Source organism: Streptomyces sp. NPDC031479 (assembly GCF_055581065.1).
Genome location: NZ_JBVIKC010000001.1, coordinates 491810 through 507962, shown reverse-complemented (window position 1 = coordinate 507962; position 16153 = coordinate 491810). Strand labels below are relative to the sequence as shown.

The window sequence follows — 16153 nt, the reverse complement described above, 5'->3', positions numbered from 1 at the left end:
TTAACCACTGCGTCTTGCCGCGAGCATGGCACCCCACCCGGCAGGGCTGGGCCGGACGCGCACGCATTTGGATCAATCGCAGTCCCGAAGCAGTCAAGCTCCGGCACAGGGCCAGAGCTGATCATGGAGGAGCAGGACGTGGAGTTCGACGTCACCATCGAGATCCCCAAGGGTTCGCGGAACAAGTACGAGGTGGACCACGAGACCGGCCGGATCCGTCTGGACCGTCGCCTCTTCACCTCGACCAGCTACCCGGCGGACTACGGCTTCGTCGAGAACACCCTCGGCGAGGACGGCGACCCGCTGGACGCGCTGGTCATCCTTGACGAGCCGACGTTCCCGGGCTGCCTGATCAAGTGCCGCGCGATCGGCATGTTCAACATGACGGACGAGGCGGGCGGCGACGCCAAGCTGCTGTGCGTGCCGGCCTCCGACCCGCGTGTCGAGCACCTGCGCGACATCCACCACGTCTCCGAGTTCGACCGCCTGGAGATCCAGCACTTCTTCGAGGTCTACAAGGACCTGGAGCCGGGCAAGTCCGTCGAGGGCGCCAACTGGGTCGGCCGCGCCGAGGCCGAGGCCGAGATCGAGGCCTCGTTCAAGCGCCTGGAGGCGCAGGGCGGCCACCACTGAGCCACGGCTCGGTGACCGGACCGGCGGGCTGAGTCCCCGGTCCCGCGACATGACGACGGGCGGTACCCCCAGCGGGGGTACCGCCCGTCGTCGCGTCCCGGTCCGGCGCGGCGGCGCCCCTCGGACTCCGCCCCCGACGCGGGCGCGGGCGGGACTGCGCGTGCCGAGGGAGGAAACGATTCCGCATACTGGTACCCGCAGGTGATCACGGGCGCTGGAGGACGCGTGGCGGAGGCCGAAGGGACCGCGGACGGGAAACCCGTGTCCGACGAGGCGCACAGCGCCTTCACTCCCCCGCCCGGAATGGAGCCGGAGGTCCCGGTCGAGGACCAGCCCACCTCCGAGTTCGCCGTCCCCGACGGCATGGCGGCGCCGCCCCCCGAGCCGGAGGGCTCCGCCTTCGCCGCCCCGGCCACCTACAGCGCCCAGCACTCCCCGCCGGCCTACACCCCCGGTCCGGGCTTCCCGGTCTCCCGGATGAAGGAGTCCCCCTGGCAGGACCGCATGCGCCTGATGCTGCGCATGCCGGTGGACGTGCGCCCGGTGCCCGAGCCGGCCCAGAAGCAGCCCGAGTCGGGCCCGGCCGTGGGCCGCGTGCTCGACCTCACCCTGCGCATCGGCGAGCTGCTGCTCGCGGGCGGCGAGGGCGCCGAGGACGTGGAGGCCGCGATGCTGGCCGTGGCCCGCTCCTACGGGCTGGACCGCTGCGAGCCCACCGTCACCTTCACCATGCTGTCGATCACCTATCACCCCTCCCTGGTGGGCAACCCGGTCTCGGCGAACCGCACCGTCCGCCGGCGCGGCACGGACTACACCCGGCTGGCCGCCGTCTTCCGGCTGGTGGACGACATCAGCGCGCACGAGGTGGAGGTCTCCCTGGAGGAGGCCTACCGCCGCCTCGCCGAGATCCGCCGCAACCGCCACCCGTACCCCACCTGGGTCCTCACGGCCGCCGCCGGACTGCTGGCGGGAGCCGCGTCCGTCCTGGTCGGCGGCGGGGTCACGGTGTTCTTCTGCGCGGCCCTCGGCGCCGTCCTCGGCGACCGGCTCGCCTGGTACTGCGCCGGGCGCGGGCTGCCGGAGTTCTACCAGTTCGTGGTGGCGGCGATGCCCCCCGCGGCCATCGGCGTGGCCCTGAAGATCGCCGAGATCGACGTCCGCGCCTCCGCCGTGATCACCGGCGGGCTCTTCGCCCTGCTGCCCGGACGCGCCCTGGTCGCGGGCGTGCAGGACGGCCTGACCGGCTTCTACATCACGGCCTCGGCCCGCCTGCTGGAGGTCATGTACCTCTTCATCGGGATCATCGTCGGCGTGCTCGTGGTGCTCTACGTGGGCCTCCAGTTCGGCGCCCAGCCGAACCCGGACGAGATCCTGCAGATCCCCAGCCGGCCGGTGCTCCAGATCCTGGCCTCGATGGTCCTGGTGTTCACCTTCGCGATCCTGCTCCAGCAGGAGCGCTCGACGGTGTGGATCGTGACCCTCAACGGCGGGGTCGCCTGGGTCACCTTCGGCGCGCTGCGGGCCGCCGAGCTGCCCCCCGTACCGTCCACGGCCATCGCGGCCGGGCTGGTGGGGCTGTTCGGCCAGCTCTTCTCCCGCTACCGCTTCGCCTCCGCCCTGCCCTACGTCACGGCGGCCATCGGACCGCTGCTGCCGGGCTCGGCGACGTACTACGGGCTGCTGTCGATCGCCGAGAACCGGCTGGACGCGGGGCTGGCCTCGCTCACCAACGCCGCCGCCATCGCCCTCGCCATCGCGATCGGGGTGAACCTGGGGTCGGAGGTCTCCCGGCTCTTCATGCGGATCCCGGGCGCGCAGAGCGCCGCCAAACGCCGGGCGGCCAAGCGCACCCGCGGCTTCTGAGCCCGCGGGAAACGTCCCCGGGTACGCGAACGCCCCGGGGACACCTGGTCTCCGGGGCGTACGAGGGGCCGTGGCGGGCCGTCTAGCGCTTGGCGTGCCGCCCGCGCTGACCGGGGGCCTGCGGCTCCTCCGGGGCGCCGTACGGAGCCGCGGGAGCGCCGTACGGGGCCGCGGGGGCCTGCGCGGCGGCCTTCGCCTTCTCCTTGCGGGACTTCATCACCTCGAAGACCACCGGGATGACGGAGATCAGCACGATGCCGATGAAGATCGGCTCGACGTTGTTCTTGATGACCTCGAACTGGCCGAGCTGGTAGCCGAGGCAGGTGACGCCCGCGCCCCAGGCGATGCCGCCGATGACGTTGAAGGTCAGGAAGGTCCGGTACTTCATCGCGCCGGCGCCCGCGACCATCGGGGCGAAGGTGCGGATGATCGGCACGAAACGGGCCAGCACGATCGCCTTGGGACCGTGCTTCTCCATGAACTCGTGCGCGGCGTCGAGGTTCTCGCGCTTGAAGACCTTGCTGTTCGGCCGGTTGAAGAGCTTCGGGCCGAAGAACTTTCCGATCAGGTAGCCCACCTGGTCGCCGATGACCGCGGCGGCCACGATCAGCGTGCAGACCACCCACAGCGGCTGGCTGATGTCACCGCTCGCGACGAACAGGCCCGCCGTGAAGAGCAGGGAGTCGCCGGGCAGGAACGCGAAGAGGCCGGACTCCGCGAAAACGATGACCAGGATGCCGATCAGGCCGAAATGCCCGATCAGGTACTCCGGGGACAGCCACTCAGGGCCGAGCGCAAGCGTGTACACGAGTTCCGGGCTCTCCTGGATCAGGGGGTGTCGGCGGTGGGGGGCGACAAGAAGCTGGTCTCAATTATCAACGCACACGACCCCCGCCGGGTTCCAGGCCCGGAGGGGGTCGTGTGAGCGAGATCGCGGCCACCGCACGGCGACGGAGCGGTTACACCCTGCGCACGGCGTTGGCCGTGATCGCGTCCCTCAGGTGCTCCGCGAGGCCCGGCCGCATCCCGTCGTAGAAGGCCTTGAAGCGCTCGTCCGAGACGTACATGTCGCCGAGGCAGGTGTGCATCTCGTACGGGCAGTCGTAGAACCACCGCGTGATGTGCAGGCGGTGCTCCTCGGCCATGTCCATCGCGGCCCCGCCCTCGGACGGCTCACCGGACTCCATCAGCGCGGCGTACCGGGCGCTCCAGTCGGCGACCTCGTCCTGCATCCGCTGCCAGTCGGCCTTGGTGTACGAGGCGGCCCGGCGCTGCGACTCGGCGTAGGAGTCGGTGTGGCCCCAGCGCTGCTCGGCCTCCTCCCGGTACTGCTCGGGGTCCTTCTCCCCGAAGACCTCGAACCTCTCCTCGGGCGTGAGGTTGATGCCCATCTTCTTCGCCTCCATGGCGTGCTCAACGGCCTTGGCCATCTGCTGGAGCCGGGCGATCCGTTCGGTCAGGAGGGCGTGCTGCCGGCGCAGGTGCTCCCTCGGGTCCGATTCCGGATCGTCCAGCAGGACCGCGACCTCTTCGAGCGGGAAGCCGAGCTCCCGGTAGAACAGGATCCGCTGCAGCCGGTCGAGGTCGGCGTCGTCGTACCGCCGGTGCCCCGCCCCGCTGCGCCCGCTCGGGGAGAGCAGACCGATCTCGTCGTAGTGGTGCAGGGTGCGCACCGTCACCCCGGCGAAACCGGCGACCTGGCCCACGGAGTAGCCCATCTTTCCGCCCCTCTGGTTGGGTACGCCCTCCACTGTGGTTCCTCACGCCGCGTGAGGTGCAAGTCCGTTCGCGGACGGACCGGCTAGCCCATCGCCTTCGTGCCGTCCAGGGACTCCCGGATGATGTCCGCGTGGCCCGCGTGCCGGGCGAACTCGCGCACCAGGTGCAGCAGCATCCAGCGGATCGAGACCTCGGCGTCGGGGAACCAGGGCGCCGGCGGGAGCGGGAACGAGTCGTCCAGGCTGGGCACGGACGCGACGAAGGCGTCCGTCTCCTCCTTGACCCCGTCCCAGAAGGCGAGCGCCGAGGCAGTGGTCTCGTCCTCGGTCAGCCGGAAGCCCTCGTGCCAGTCCTGGGGGGCCCGCCCGTGCTCGTTCGGCTTGCCCTGGGCCATCCGCAGCCAGTTCAGTTCCACCTCGGCCGCGTGCTTGACCAGCCCGGACAACGACAGCTCGCTCGCGGTGGGACGGCTCGCGGCCTGCTCCTCCGTCAGCCCGCGGGCCGCCTGCCGCAGCGCCTCGCGCTGGTTCTCGACGAAGAGGAGGAGCGTGCCGCGCTCGTCGCCGGGGATCTCTTCGGTGGGGTGAGCCATGACCGACCGCCTTTTCCGTGGGGGGTTCTTCCCGCGTCGCTTGTCTTTCCTGCTGACGGGAACCACGCTACGGAGCAATGCGGTCAGGGCGTGTCCTCTTTGGGGCCCTAGAACGGAAAGTTCGTCCGGCCGTGCTGGACCGAGATCCACTTCTGGGTGGTGAAGGCCTCCACCGTGGCCTCGCCGCCGAGGCGGCCCAGGCCCGAGGCCTTCTCGCCGCCGAAGGCGGTCAGCGGCTCGTCGCCGATGGTGGAGTCGTTGACGTGGATCATTCCGGTCTCGATGCGCTGCGCGAAGCGGACGCCGCGCTCGACGTCCCGCGTGTGCACGGCCCCGCTCAGCCCGTAGGGGGTGGCGTTGGTCATGCGCACGGCCTCCTCCTCGCCGTCGAAGACCACCAGCAGGGCCACGGGGCCGAAGATCTCCTGGCCCAGCAGGGGGGAGTCCTCGGGGAGTCCGGCCAGGACGGTCGGTTCCACGAGGTTGCCGCGCGTAGACCCGCGGACGAGCGCCCGGGCGCCCGATTCGACGGCGCGGTCCACGAGCGCGGTCAGGGCGTCGGCCTGGAAGGAGTTGATCAGCGGGCCGATGTGGGTGTCGGCCTCGCGGGGGTCGCCGGTCTTCAGGGCGCGGACCCGGGCGGTGAACTTCTCCGTGAACTCCTCGGCCACGGAGGCGTCGACGAGGATCCGGTTGGCGGCCATGCAGACCTGGCCCTGGAAGACGAAGCGGCTGAAGACGGCCGCGTCCACCGCGTAGTCGACGTCGGCGTCGTCGAGGACGACGAGGGCACTGTTGCCGCTCAGTTCCAGGACGGTCCGCTTGAAGTGGCGGGCGGCGACGGCGCCGACGTGCCGGCCGGTGCGGTCGGACCCGGCGAAGGAGATGACCTTCGGGACGGGGTGGGTGAGGATCGCGTCGCCTATCTCGGCGATGTCGGTGACCAGGACGTTGAGGAGTCCGGCGGGCAGCCCCGCGTCCTCGAAGATCTTGGCGATGATCCCGCCGCCCGCGACCGGGGCGTTCTGGTTCGGCTTGATCAGGACGGCGTTGCCCAGCGCCAGCGCCGGGGCGACCGACTTCATGGTGACCAGGAAGGGGAAGTTGAAGGGGCTGATCACGGCGACGACCCCGACCGGGAGGCGCTGGACCCGGTTCTCCTTGCCCGCGACCGGCGAGGGCAGGATGCGGCCCTCGGGGCGGACGGCCAGCTGGATCGCCTCGCGCAGGAACTCCATCGCGAGGTGGACCTCGTACTCGGCCTTGGGACGGGTCCCGCCGAGCTCGTCGATCATCGCCTCGACGATCTCCTTGTGGCGTTCCTCGGTGATGCGCAGGGCGCGTTCGAGGACGGTGCGTCTCGCGTAGGGGCTGGTGGCCGCCCAGTCGCGCTGGGCCCGCTCGGCCGCGCGGTAGGCCCGGTCCACCTGCTCGACCGTGGCCACCGTGATGGCCGCGAGCTTCTCCCCGTTGTACGGGTTGACGTCGATGATGTCCCACGAACCGGTGCCGGCCAGCCATTCGCCGTCGATGTACTGGTGAGCCAGGTCGGTGAATATCGACATGCCATCCCTTACTGCGAGCGCGCACCCGTGCGCTGCACCGGAGACCGATCGGTCAGTCATGCACTGATCAGACGTCATAGTACGTGCGGATCAAGACAGTTGGAGCAGTCCACGCAGGAGATCACGCGTCTTGTCAGGGTCTGGACAATCGGCCTGGAGTCGCTCCATCGCCCGCGAGTACTGCCCCACTTCCTCTTCTTTGTCCAGGTAGAGGGCACTGGTGAGCTGTTCCAGATAGACGATGTCCTGGAGGTCGGACTCGGGGAAGCGCAGCAGGGTGAAGGCTCCGCTCTCGCCCGCGTGCCCGCCGAAGGAGAAGGGCATCACCTGGAGGTGCACGTTGGGCCGCTGGCTGATATCGATCAGGTGTTCCAACTGCCCGCGCATCACGTCGCGGTCGCCGTAGGGGCGGCGCAGCGCGGCCTCGTCGAGGACGGCGTGGAAGACCGGCGCGTTCTCGGAGACCAGGACCTTCTGGCGCTCCAGGCGCAGCGCCACGCGGCGGTCGATCTCGGCGGCGCCCGCGCCGGGCATGCCGCGCTGGACGACGGCGTGCGCGTACGCCTCCGTCTGGAGCAGGCCGTGGATGAACTGCACCTCGTAGATGCGGATGAGGGAGGCCGCGCCCTCCAGTCCGACGTACGTCTGGAACCATCCCGGCAGCACGTCGCCGTAACTGTGCCACCAGCCCGCCGCGTTGGCCTCCCGGACCAGCCCCAGCAGGGACTCGCGCTCCGCGCCGTCCGTGACCCCGTAGAGCGTCAGGAGGTCTTCGACGTCCCTGGCCTTGAAGCTCACCCTTCCCAACTCCAAGCGGCTGATCTTCGATTCGGATGCGCGGATCGAGTAGCCGGCCGCCTCACGGGTGATGCCGCGGGATTCTCGGAGTCGCCTGAGCTGTGAGCCCAGGAGGATGCGGCGCACCACGGAACCGCTGGCTTCTGCGGTCACTAGTCCTGCCCTCCCCATCGCAATGTCTGCGCGTGTGCGTCGTGGGCCCCGTACCCCGGTGCGAGAGTCTGCCACCAAAACGCATCGGACCGTACTCGTTCTGTAACGGAATCCGGCGTCCCGGAAAAGAAGTCCGTAAGTATGCGTAGGAAGAAATGAGCAAGAACCGTCACGGGAGTGGACAGGTCCGGCGCGTGCACGTGCATCTGCCCTTGCATCCGGCTTCGCCATTCGGAACGATGGTGCCGCGCACCTGCGTGCTCTTCGCGCCGGCGCCGGACCCACCCCGCAGTTCTCTTCGGACAAAGCCGCCGCGCCGTCCGCGAATCCCGGGAGTGCCTCGCATGGGGACGAATGGATCGACCGTGCTAGAGCCGTTACGGCAGGGGCTGCCCCCGGTCGACCCCACGGCTGTCTCCGGGTCCGCCTCCTGCGCCCTGCCCGCCCGCTTCGAGGCGGTGCGCGGGGCCCGCTCGTTCACCCGGTCCACCCTGTCCCAGTGGGACCTGGACGACCGCTTCGACGACGTCTCCCTGGTCGTGTCCGAACTCGTCACCAACGCGCTGCGGCACGCCCTGCCCGACGACGCGCGGGGCTGCGCCGGGGAGCCCGAGGGATCCGTGCGGCTGCACCTGATGCGGTGGAGCACCCGGCTGGTGTGCGCGGTGCGCGACCCCAGCGAGGAGCGGCCGGGCGGCGCGTTCGCACCGGAGCGGACGGACGAGAACTGCGACCTGGAGTCCGGGCGCGGGCTGTTCCTCGTGGACGCCTACAGCGACAACTGGGGCTGGCACCCGCTCGCGGGCAGACTGACCGGCAAGGTCGTCTGGGCGCTCTTCATGCTCCAGGACTGACCCTCCCGAGGGGTTCGCGCCGACGGGGGACACAACGTCACGAACAGGACAACTGGCCGGGGTTGATCGTTTCGATCAGTCCCGGCCAGTGCACGTGCATGACTCGATTGCGTGCGCTGTTCCGTCAGCCGATCAGATGATCGAACTCCCCGTCCTTGACACCCAGCAGCAGCGCCTCGATCTCGGCGGGCGTGTACACGAGCGCCGGTCCGTCGGGAAAGCGCGAATTGCGCATGGCGACGTCGCCGCCGGGCAGTCTGGCGAACTCCACGCAGGATCCCTGCGAGTTGCTGTGTCTGCTCTTCTGCCAGGTCAGCTCATACAAGGAAGCGAGTTCTGCAGCTGCCATCCCGTTGTACGCGTGGTCCACAGGAAGCCCCCGATAGTGCAGATGTCAACTCCACCGGATCATAGCTGTGTTCATCAGCGCCTGCATGGGCAGATGCACGTGCACGCGCGGTGCCGCACCGGTCACTGTTGATCACTTTCTACGGGCGCAGCGCCTCGGACACCTCGTCCAGCGCCTCCAGGAGCTGCTCCCCGGCCCCGCGCAGAACGGCTGCTTCCGGGGCGTTCCCGTCGGGCAGCAGTCCGCGGACCCCTTCCCACTCCGGGACCCGCCGCTCCCGCACCGCCCTCGCCCCCGCCTCGGTCGCCTCGCGCAGGGCCCGCGCCAGCTCCGCCGCCCCCGGCACCGGCGCCTGGGTCCGGTCCGGCAGGTGGGCCTCCCACAGCATCGCGTGGCGGCCCAGCGCCGCCAGGGCGTCCCCCGCCCCGTCGGCGGCCGCACGGGACAGCCCCCGGTGCCGCACCGGCTCCCCCGCCGCCCGCACGAGCGCCTCCTGCCAGGCGACCCGGGCGTCCCGGGACGCCAGCAGCGCCTCCCGCACGTCGGCCCGCCGGGCCCCGGCCGGATCGGCGTACTGCCCGAGCACGGCGGCCGCGTACCGTCCTACGGCCGCCAGCCAGTCGGCGAGGCGCGTCCGCAGCCGCGGGGTCTCCCAGGCCGGGTAGACGGCGTACGCCACCATCGCCAGGACCCCGCCGATCAGGGTGAGGGCGATCCGGTCGGGGACGGTCTGGTCCCAGCGGACGCCGCCCATGCCGAGCAGGAAGACCACGTAGGCCGATACGAAGACCTGCGCGACGGCGTACCCGGTGCGCATCAGGGCGTACATCAGCCCCGCGCTGACCACCGCGAGCGCCCCCGACAGGTACACCCCCGGCTGCGCCAGCTGCACGATCGCGGTCGCGACGGAGACCCCGACCAGGGTGCCGCCGAACCGGGCCACGGCCCGGGACCAGGTCTGGGTGAAGTCGGGCCGCATCACCATCACCGAGGTCATCGGCGCCCAGTAGGCGTGCCCGAACGGCAGCGCGTTCCCGATCAGGTACCCCGCGCAGACCACCGCCGTGACCCGCACGGCGTGCCGCAGGACCGGCGACCCCGGACGCAGTTCGGCCCGTACGGCGCTCCCCACCAGCGGCACCAGCTCCGGCAGCGTGGGCCGCAGCATCGACTCGGCCGGGTCGGCGATCCGCCCGGACCCCGGCCCCGACCCCGGCCCGGCCGTCTCCAGGACGTCGTCCAGCAGCGCGGCCAGCCGCCGCGCGGCCCGCAGCGGCGCGCCCCCGAGCAGGTCGGGCAGGTCGGGGGCCTTGAGCACGGACAGGGCCGGCGCGGGCAGCCGTACGGGGTCCCCGTGGCGGATCGCGTGCGCGGCGGCGTCCAGCACCGTCCCGGCGGCGGCGAGCAGCTCCCGCACCCGTTCCCGGGCCGGGCCCTGCGCGGGCGCCCCGACGGCCGGGTCGGCGAGCGAGGCCAGCACGGGCCGGATCCGCTCGGCCAGGCCCCGCGCCCCGTGCAGCTCGGCCGGCCGCCGCCGGGCCTGCCGGACGGTGACGGCGGCGGCGTCCCGGGCCTTCATCAGCGGTACGGGGTCGAAGGAGGCGGCCGGGTCCTGCCGCAGCCGGCGGGCGTAGTCGGCCTCGGCGGCGAGCGCGTCGGCCAGGGCGTCGCGCCGGTCGCCCCAGCGGCGGACCGGGAACAGCACGATCAGCAGCGCCTGGACCACCCCTCCGGCGGCGATCACCGCGGCGTGCCCGGCGGCCTGCGCGACGGAGGTCGGCAGGGTGACCGTGACCAGCATGATCGCGACGTTGCCGGAGGCGATGATCCCGGCGGTGGGCCCGGCCGCCCAGAGCAGCCCCGTCACGAACGTCCAGACGGCGACCAGGAGCAGGAAGAGCCCGGTGGTGGAGGAGCCGACCAGATAGCCGACGAAGGTGGAGACGGCCAGGGTCAGCCCCGAGGCGAGGGCGAGCACCGGGCGCGGGCGCCAGCTCTGCTGGAAGGTGGCGATGGCGGCCATGAAGGCGCCGAAGGCGGAACTGACGGCCGCGCCGGGCCCCAGGAAGGCCAGCCCGAAAGCGATGACGAGCGCGAGTCCGGCGGCGGCGCGGACCGCGGCGAGGGGCTCCAGCCGGGTCCGTTCCACCGTCATGCCCGAGCGGGCGGTGTCCTTCAGCGCCCGGAGCCAGCTCATGGCGTCGAGCGTAGCCGTTTTCAGGGTTTCTTCAGGGTTTCTTCAGGTTTGTGCGCAGCCCTTGCCCCGCTGTTCCATGGGGCTGATCATCAACCGGCCGACGTCACGGTCCGGCCGTCGTCCGAAAGGTGGGTACGCACATGCTCCGCAATGGCCTCCAGCCCTGGCACCTGCTCATCGTCCTGGTGGTGTGCCTGCTGGTGTTCGGCTCGAAGAAGCTGCCCGACATGGCCCGTTCCCTGGGGAAGTCGGCGCGCATCCTGAAGTCGGAGGCGCGGGCGATGCGCGCCGAGGACGGCGCCCGGCCGGAGTCCCGCACCGAGTCCCGCACCGAGACCCGTCCGGAGTCCCGCCCGGAGACCCCGGCCGTCTAGGACCGTCCCGGTCGTCCGTCCGTCACGGAAGCGAGGGCCGCCGCCCCGCGCCCACGTGCGCGGCGTCGGCGGCCGCCGTGCCGTCCTCCCAGCCGGCGTGGTCGGTGGCGCCGCGCAGCCGGGTCGTCGTGGTCCGGGGGAACATCTCGTCCGCCCGCGAGGTGACGGCGACGTCCCGCGCCACCAGGGCGGGCAGGTTGTCCGCCGCCTCGGTGGCCGTGTGCTCGGCGGTCTCCGCCAGACGGCGGCCGAGCCGGCTGGCGTAGGCGAGCAGGAAGGACTGCCGGAAGGTCTTGGTCCGCTTGCGCCCGCCGGCCCGCTGCGCCGCTTCGGCCCGGGTCATCGCCGCCGTCCCCTGCACCAGCAGCGAGGTGTGGAGCAGCTCCACCGCCTCCAGGTCGCTCTCGAAGCCGACCACCGTGGAGAACTCGAAGCCGCTGTTCCACACCGCCCGGCAGCGGTTGGCGGTGGCCACCGCGTCCAGCAGCACCGCCTTGGCCTCCTCGTACGGGGGCTCCACCCCGATCCGGCAGGCCCCCGGCACCTGAGCCGGGCCGCCGCCGCGCGCGGCCAGCAGCGCCTCGTCCACCGTGTGGCGGGCCATCAGCTCCTGGGCCTTCGCGCTGAGCGCCTCGGCCTCCTCGGGGTACGTCGTCGCCTCGGCCTTCGCGAGCAGCGCCCGGATCCGCCCCAGCATCCGCGGCTCGATGTGCGCGTGCGCCTGCTCGGTGAGGTCGCCGGGGAGCGGGCCGACCGGCTCGATCGACGGCAGCCGCACCAGCAGCCGCAGCACCTCCAGGACGGCGGTGGCCAGGGTGAACCGGTCCGCCTTGGCGCGCCGCGCGAGCTGTTCGGCGTACGCCCCGTCCTCGTCCCACCAGACCTCGGCGTCGGTCCACCGCTCCGGGAGGCGTGCGTAGCGGCGCGCCTCGGCGGCCACCAGGTCGGCGGTGATCCGCAGGTGGAGCTCGTCCAGGTCGCGGCGGACCAGCCGCAGCACGTCGGCGGGCTGCCAGCCCCGCTCCCAGGCCTGCCGTACGTACGCCTCCCCGCGCGCGAGCAGCTCCCGCCCGACCCCGCCCCACCGCGCGGGCTCGGCAGCGAGCACGGAGGCGCCCGTGTCCAGCCCGGCGTCGTCCTGGGCGTAGAGGGCGGCGGCGAAGGCCCGGTCAACGGTTGCGGCGAACTCACTCACCCCTTCAGCTTGACATGCCCCCCGCGCCCGGCCGGTCCGCTCCCGGCGCGCGCGGCCCCGCCCCCGCGGGCCGGCCGCGCCGGGAAGGCCCTTGTCAGACCCCGGTGGGACACTCGCACCCGTGAGCGACGCACCCGGCCCCTGGGCCCTCGCCGAAGACGGCGACGGCTGGTGGCACGCCGCGCCCGTGCCGCCCGCCACCGGCCCCCGCCTGCGCGTCCGCGACCCCGCCGAGGCCGTCCGGGCCGCCCCCGCCGCGACCCGCTGGATCTGGCGGTCCACCGCCGCCGCCTACCCCCGCCTGCTCGCCGCCGGCGTCCGTGTCGAGCGCTGCTACGACGTCGAGGACGCCGAGTCGCTGCTCCTCGGCCACGAGGGCCGCTTCGGCGAGCCCCGCTCCGCGGCCGCCGCCTGGGCGCGCCTCAACGACGCGCCCGTCCCCGCGGACCCCCCGCAGCGCGCCGCCGAGCCCGGCACCCAGGACTCCCTCTTCGACCCGCGGCCCGCCGTCCCCGTCTCCCTCGACGCCCTGCTCGCCGTCCACGCCGACCAGGCGCGCCGCCTCGCCGCGACCGCCCACCCCGACCGGATGCGGCTGCTCACCGCCTCCGAGTCGGCCGCGTTCCTGATCGCCGCCGAGATGCACCGGGCCGGAATGCCCTGGCGGGCCGACGTCCACCGCGCCCTGCTGACCGAGCTGCTCGGCGAGCGCTACGCGGGCCGCGGCGAGCCCCGCCGCCTCGCCGCGCTCGCCGACGAGGTCTCCGCCGCGTTCGGCCGCCGCGTGCGCCCCGACCTGCCGGCCGACGTCATCAAGGCGTTCGCGGAGGCCGGGATCAAACTGCGTTCCACCCGCCGCTGGGAGATCCAGGAGCTCGCGCATCCGGCCGTGGAACCGCTGATCGCCTACAAGAAGCTGTACCGGATCTACACCGCCCACGGCTGGTCCTGGCTGGCCGACTGGGTCCACGACGGCCGTTTCCGCCCCGAGTTCCTCCCCGGCGGCACCCTCACCGGCCGCTGGGTCACCAACGGCGGCGGGGCCCTGCAGATCCCGAAGGTGATCCGGCGGGCGGTCGTCGCCGATCCCGGCTGGCGGCTGGTCGTCGCCGACGCCGACCAGATGGAGCCGCGCGTCCTCGCCGCGATCTCCCGCGACCCGGCCTTCATGGAGGTGGCGGGCCGCGCCGAGGACCTCTACGCGGCCGTGTCCCGCCAGGGCTTCTCCGGCGACCGGGAGCAGGCCAAGATCGCCGTCCTCGGTGCGGTCTACGGGCAGACCTCCGGCGACGGCCTGAAGAACCTGGCCGCGCTGCGCCGCCGGTTCCCGCGGGCGGTGGCCTGCGTGGACGAGGCCGCGCGGGCGGGCGAGGAGGGCCGGCTCGTGCGGACCTGGCTCGGCCGGACCTGCCCGCCGCCCGTGACCGCCGCCGAGGACGACGGGGGCGAGGCGGGACTCCCCCAGGACTCCGGGGACCTCCCGGACGGCACCGGCCGCCCGGACCGCGGGAGCCGCCCGGACGGCTGGACGCCGAGCTACGCCTCCGCCGACACCCGTGCCCGGGGCCGCTTCACCCGCAACTTCGTCGTCCAGGGCAGCGCCGCCGACTGGGCCCTGCTGATGCTCGCCGCGCTGCGCCAGTCCCTCGCCTCGGCGGGGATGCGCGCGGAGCTGGTGTTCTTCCAGCACGACGAGGTGATCGTGCACTGCCCCGCCGAGGAGGCGCCGGCCGTCGCCGAGGCGATCCGGGCCGCCGCCGACCTGGCGGGCCGCCTCACCTTCGGCGACACCCCGGTCCGCTTCCCCTTCACCACCGCGGTCGTGGAGTGCTACGCCGACGCGAAATGACCCGCCTCCGACCGGGGCGGCGGCCGGGCGGCGGATCCGTGAGGCCCCTCAGCGGCCCGCGCCGGGCTGCGGGGGCAGCCTGAAGAGGTGCTGGGGTGTGACGACCCGGGTGATGGCCTCGCCGAACAGGGCACTGGGCTCGGCGCCGTCGGAGGCGGTGTCCGTGTTGAGCAGGACGACCATGGTGGCCCGCTCCTGGGGGAGGTACACGGTCAGCGACTGGTAGCCGGGCAGGGATCCGTTGTGGCCGATCCAGCCGTCGACGTTGAAGATGCCCAGGCCGTAGCCGGTGTCCGGGAGGTCCCCGGCCGGGCTCACCTTCAGCCGCTCGGCCTGGGTGGCGGGGGTCAGCAGGGTGCCGGTGGCCAGGGTCTTCGCCCAGCTCCGCAGGTCGGGGAGGTCGGAGATCATCGCTCCGGCGGCCCAGCCCCAGGAGGGGTTCCAGTCGGTGGCGTCCTCGGTCTTCCCGTCGGCGGTCGCGTCCGTGTAGCCGTGCGCGTGCGGACTCGGGAACTCCGCGCCGGTCGGGAAGAGGGTGTGCGTCAGCCCGGCGGGCTTGACCACCTGCTGGTCGATGTAGTCGGCGAGCCTCTTCCCGCTCACCTTCTCCACCACCAGCCCCAGCAGGATCAGGTTGGTGTTGGAGTACTCGAACCTGGCGTCCGGCGCGAAGTTCACGGGGTGCCCGAAGGAGTAGGCGAGGAGCTCCCGCGGCGTGAAGTTCCGCCGGGGGTCGCTCGTCAGGGCCTTGAAGAACCCTTCGTCCTCCGAGTAGTTGAACAGCCCGCTGCGCATGCCGGCCAGCTCGCGCAGGGTGATCCTGTCGCCGTTCGGGACGCCCGCGACGTACCTGCCGATGGGGTCGTCCAGGCCCACCTTGCCCTGGTCGACCAGCCTCAGCAGGGCCGTCACCGTGAAGGTCTTCGTCTCGCTGCCGATCCGCATGTTCAGACCGGGTGTCATGGGCGTTCCGGTCGCCTTGTCGGCGACGCCGAAGGCCCGTACGTACTCGCCCTTGCCGGGGGCGGAGAGGGCCACGATGACCCCGGGGACCCTGGCCTCGCGCCGTACCCTCTGCACGGCCGCGTCCAGCCGCGCCGCCACCTCGGGGGTGAGCTTCGGGAACCCGTCGGCCGCGGGGGTCGGCGGGGGCGAGGGCGTGGCCGCCGGTGTCGCCGCGGGGGCCGCCGCCACCGCCGGGGGCGCGTCCGCGTACCGGGCGCCGCCCGCTCCGACGCCGACCGGCACCACCACCAGACCCGCCGCGGCGGCCGCGACCGCCGCGCTGCGCCACCGTGTCGTCATGCCCGGCCTCCTGCCCGTGCGCCGCCGCCCCCTCCCCACGCTAGCCCCGCCCTCGCGGCCCCAGCGACCGCAGGGGTGACGGGGAGCGGGACTCGCGGAGCGGCTCGACGCCCTCGTACGGCAGCGCCGGGCCGGCTGATGCCTTCGTCCGCCGCGGCGCCCGGGGCCACGGCCCTTGCGCCCGTATCCGACCGGCGCATTCTGAACACGTTCAATCCGCGTGTTGGCGAGGAAGGGCATGTGGTGGCCGAGCATCGGAAAGTGTCCGCCCGGCAACGGGGTTGGGCCGTGGCGGGGGCGCTGGCGGCTTGGGGCCCCGTGGTGCTGTGGTTCGCCCGCGGTATCGAGCCGAACCGGGCGTTCGTCGTCTTCGTGGTCACCGCGATAGCGGCGACCGTCCCGCTCCTGTTGCAGGACGGCCCCCTGACCTTCGCCCGGGCCTGTCTCGTCAGCGGGTTGTTCCTGGCGGCGTGGGGACCGCTCGCTCCCCGGCACGGCATGTACCGGTTCGCTCCCGCCGCCCTCCTGCTGCTCGTCGCCGCCTACGGGCACGCCGGCAACCGCCCCGGGCCGTGGTTCTCGGTGATCGCTCCCTTCACCGCCGTGGTGGTCACGGCGCTGGGCCTCGCACCGATGTAGGCGATCGGACCGCCGGGAGCCGGGCCGGGGCGGGGGACCGGGCGGGCGGGCCGCGGGCCGCGGGCCGC

The 16153-nt window shown here is 72.7% G+C and carries 15 protein-coding genes; 6 read left to right on the top strand and 9 right to left on the bottom strand.

Features of this window, described 5'->3' with window-relative positions; translation table 11 throughout:
* The first annotated feature begins 138 nt into the window (after positions 1–138).
* Positions 139–633 carry an inorganic diphosphatase gene (locus ACZ5D2_RS02445; protein ID WP_007264878.1) on the top strand — a complete coding sequence of 165 codons (495 nt, stop codon included), beginning with the start codon at positions 139–141 and terminating at the stop codon, positions 631–633.
* 225 nt (positions 634–858) lie between these two features.
* Entirely contained in the window at positions 859–2496 is a 1638-nt protein-coding gene (locus tag ACZ5D2_RS02440) for a threonine/serine exporter family protein (protein ID WP_371677957.1), read from the top strand.
* An 82-nt stretch (positions 2497–2578) separates the two neighbouring features.
* On the opposite strand, the gene ACZ5D2_RS02435 is transcribed toward ACZ5D2_RS02440, so the two are convergent.
* From ACZ5D2_RS02435 to ACZ5D2_RS02415, 5 genes are all read right to left on the bottom strand, one after another.
* Positions 2579–3304, bottom strand: a complete 726-nt coding sequence (locus ACZ5D2_RS02435) for a DedA family protein (protein WP_371677956.1) — start codon at positions 3302–3304, stop codon at positions 2579–2581.
* A gap of 151 nt (positions 3305–3455) precedes the next feature.
* Positions 3456–4214 carry a MerR family transcriptional regulator gene (locus tag ACZ5D2_RS02430; RefSeq protein ID WP_468926644.1) on the bottom strand — a complete coding sequence of 253 codons (759 nt, stop codon included), beginning with the start codon at positions 4212–4214 and terminating at the stop codon, positions 3456–3458.
* Positions 4215–4297: 83 nt separating this feature from the next.
* Positions 4298–4807 (bottom strand): DinB family protein, encoded by a 510-nt coding sequence (locus ACZ5D2_RS02425; protein ID WP_371677954.1) that lies wholly within the window; start codon positions 4805–4807, stop codon positions 4298–4300.
* 107 nt (positions 4808–4914) lie between these two features.
* On the bottom strand, positions 4915–6372 hold the full coding sequence (locus tag ACZ5D2_RS02420; protein ID WP_371677953.1) for an aldehyde dehydrogenase family protein: 1458 nt from the start codon (positions 6370–6372) through the stop codon (positions 4915–4917).
* A 90-nt stretch (positions 6373–6462) separates the two neighbouring features.
* Positions 6463–7341 (bottom strand): helix-turn-helix domain-containing protein, encoded by an 879-nt coding sequence (locus ACZ5D2_RS02415; protein WP_371677952.1) that lies wholly within the window; start codon positions 7339–7341, stop codon positions 6463–6465.
* A 326-nt stretch (positions 7342–7667) separates the two neighbouring features.
* On the opposite strand from ACZ5D2_RS02415, the gene ACZ5D2_RS02410 reads away from it, so the two are divergent.
* Positions 7668–8177 (top strand): ATP-binding protein, encoded by a 510-nt coding sequence (locus ACZ5D2_RS02410; protein WP_266839910.1) that lies wholly within the window; start codon positions 7668–7670, stop codon positions 8175–8177.
* A gap of 124 nt (positions 8178–8301) precedes the next feature.
* Here ACZ5D2_RS02410 and ACZ5D2_RS02405 read toward each other — a convergent pair whose 3' ends face one another.
* Both ACZ5D2_RS02405 and ACZ5D2_RS02400 read right to left on the bottom strand, forming a co-directional pair.
* Positions 8302–8547, bottom strand: coding sequence for a DUF397 domain-containing protein (locus ACZ5D2_RS02405; protein ID WP_351815723.1), 246 nt, complete (start codon positions 8545–8547; stop codon positions 8302–8304).
* Positions 8548–8665: 118 nt separating this feature from the next.
* Complete coding sequence (locus tag ACZ5D2_RS02400; RefSeq protein ID WP_371677951.1) at positions 8666–10723, bottom strand: FUSC family protein; 2058 nt, start codon at positions 10721–10723, stop codon at positions 8666–8668.
* Between the two features lie 140 nt (positions 10724–10863).
* Between ACZ5D2_RS02400 and tatA the strand changes: the two genes are divergently transcribed.
* Positions 10864–11097 (top strand): Sec-independent protein translocase subunit TatA, encoded by a 234-nt coding sequence (gene tatA, locus ACZ5D2_RS02395; protein ID WP_371677950.1) that lies wholly within the window; start codon positions 10864–10866, stop codon positions 11095–11097.
* A gap of 22 nt (positions 11098–11119) precedes the next feature.
* Here tatA and ACZ5D2_RS02390 read toward each other — a convergent pair whose 3' ends face one another.
* On the bottom strand, positions 11120–12292 hold the full coding sequence (locus ACZ5D2_RS02390) for a DUF2786 domain-containing protein (RefSeq protein WP_371677949.1): 1173 nt from the start codon (positions 12290–12292) through the stop codon (positions 11120–11122).
* Between the two features lie 121 nt (positions 12293–12413).
* Between ACZ5D2_RS02390 and ACZ5D2_RS02385 the strand changes: the two genes are divergently transcribed.
* Entirely contained in the window at positions 12414–14141 is a 1728-nt protein-coding gene (locus ACZ5D2_RS02385; protein WP_371677948.1) for a bifunctional 3'-5' exonuclease/DNA polymerase, read from the top strand.
* 48 nt (positions 14142–14189) lie between these two features.
* Here ACZ5D2_RS02385 and ACZ5D2_RS02380 read toward each other — a convergent pair whose 3' ends face one another.
* A complete protein-coding gene (locus ACZ5D2_RS02380; protein WP_371677947.1) occupies positions 14190–15446 on the bottom strand; it encodes a serine hydrolase domain-containing protein in 1257 nt (418 codons plus the stop codon).
* 261 nt (positions 15447–15707) lie between these two features.
* Between ACZ5D2_RS02380 and ACZ5D2_RS02375 the strand changes: the two genes are divergently transcribed.
* On the top strand, positions 15708–16085 hold the full coding sequence (locus ACZ5D2_RS02375) for a hypothetical protein (protein WP_371677945.1): 378 nt from the start codon (positions 15708–15710) through the stop codon (positions 16083–16085).
* Positions 16086–16153: the final 68 nt, after the last annotated feature.